General features: G+C 64.3%; 2 protein-coding genes. Both read right to left on the reverse strand.

Features of this window, described 5'->3' with window-relative positions; genetic code table 11:
• On the reverse strand, positions 1–394 hold a 394-nt coding region (locus L0G76_RS16075), incomplete at its 3' end, for a hypothetical protein (RefSeq protein ID WP_304358129.1).
• Positions 391–1,707: an MATE family efflux transporter gene (locus L0G76_RS16080; RefSeq protein WP_304358130.1), complete on the reverse strand. Its 1,317-nt coding sequence runs from the start codon at positions 1,705–1,707 to the stop codon at positions 391–393. The genes L0G76_RS16080 and L0G76_RS16075, both read right to left, overlap by 4 nt.
• Positions 1,708–1,730: the final 23 nt, after the last annotated feature.

Genomic DNA, 1,730 nt, shown 5'->3' on the forward strand with positions numbered 1-1,730 from the left:
CTACCTCGTCCTCTGTGTCTTCGGGGGTGGCTTTCGACTTTTCGATCACTGCCTCGAACCCGGCCAGACGCAGCCATGCGAGACCCACGATCTCCGGTTCTGAACTGGCGGCGGATCCTTCGTCTGTGGTGTCCCCTGCGCTCAGATCTGTCGCGTATGCGGCCACTGCGATGTCGCCGTTGCGGCCCCAGTCCTTGAAGTAGAAGGCGGCATCATCGCGTTCGATGAGTTCATCGATCTCGACCCGTGGTCTGTCCATGGACCAGTTGAAACACAGATCGAGGAAGGGCAGAAATACATCGTCTGGGGTCTCGGCGCCCAGCGGACGGATCCGTGACCTGAGTTCGGTCCGGCGACCCGCCTCGGCGGGATCCCGGTTCTGACGTTCGTTCATGAGGTTCCTTTCTCGACCGCACGAGCGATCCACCTGCGGTTGCGCACGCGCCATCCCAATGTCAGTGCTCGGAGGCCGACGAAGCCGATGCAGAACGCGGCCCACAGCCCCAGGGCACCGGGCCAGTAGAGGACGACCGGAATCAGCAGGATCGCATATCCGCCTACTGCCACCAATTGTGCCAGAGCGAGATACTTGGCATCCTCGGCGCCCATCAGGACACCGTCGAGGACGAAGACATAGCCGGCGATGGGCATGCTCAGTGCGAGCACGGGAAGCAGGCTCGTCATCAGTGCCACGACCGCTGGGTCCGAGGAGAAGCCGCGGGGAATGATTCCGGCCCCGGCCAAGAGGATGAGACCGACGACGACGCCGAAGACGATGCCCCACAGACACAGTCTGCGGTTGATCGCAGCCACCGCGTCGACATTGCGTGCGCCCAGCTGCAGACCGATCAGGGCCTGACCGGCGATGGCCAGCGAGTCGAGGGCGAGCGCGAGGGCGAAGAAGAGACTCTGGGCGACCTGGATCGCGGCGAGTTCGGTCGTGCCAATGGCCGTGGCGAGGAAGATGAGGATGATAAGAGCCGCGCGCAGGGAAGCGTTGCGCACCAACAGCCATCCGGAGGTCTTCGCCGAGGAGAGCACACCGGACCAGTCGGGTCGGAATGTGGCGTGGAATCGTCGTGCCGCCCTGATCGAGATCAGCACGTAGACGGAGCACATGCCGGCTTGGGCGATGACGGTCCCCAGCGCGGATCCCGCGACTCCCATGTCGAAACCATAGATGAAGATCGCGTTCAGCCCGATGTTGGCGATGCATCCGACCGCTGCCACCACCAAGGGCGTGCGCGTGTCCTGAAGCCCGCGCAGGAGCCCGGTGGCGGCGATGACGACGAGCATGAACGGCAGGCCCCACCAGGAGATGGCGAGGTAGGAGTGAGCGCCCTCGGCGATCTGGCTGCCGGGCTCGAAGGCTGCGATGAGCGGTCTGAGCAGGGGAAGACCGAGCGCCAGCAGCACCACCGAGGTGCACAGAGCGAGCCAGATCCCGTCGAAGCCCGCGTTGATGGCCCCGGGGCGATCTCCGGCGCCCATCCGCCTGGCGACACGTGGGGTGGTGGCGTAGGCGAGGAAGATCATCAACCCGAGGACGGTCTGCAAGATCGTCGACGCGATGGCCAGCGATCCCAGTGCACCGGCGCCGAGGTGGCCGACCATAGCCGTGTCTGAGAGCAGGAAGATGGGTTCGGCAATCAGCGCTCCGAGAGCCGGAAGTGCCAAACGGAGAATGTCTTTGTCGATCGCTGCCACAGGTCGAGTCTAACGAATCAGTG

This window comes from Brevibacterium picturae, from assembly GCF_030453725.1.
In the GTDB taxonomy this organism is placed as follows: Bacteria; Actinomycetota; Actinomycetes; order Actinomycetales; family Brevibacteriaceae; genus Brevibacterium; species Brevibacterium sandarakinum_A.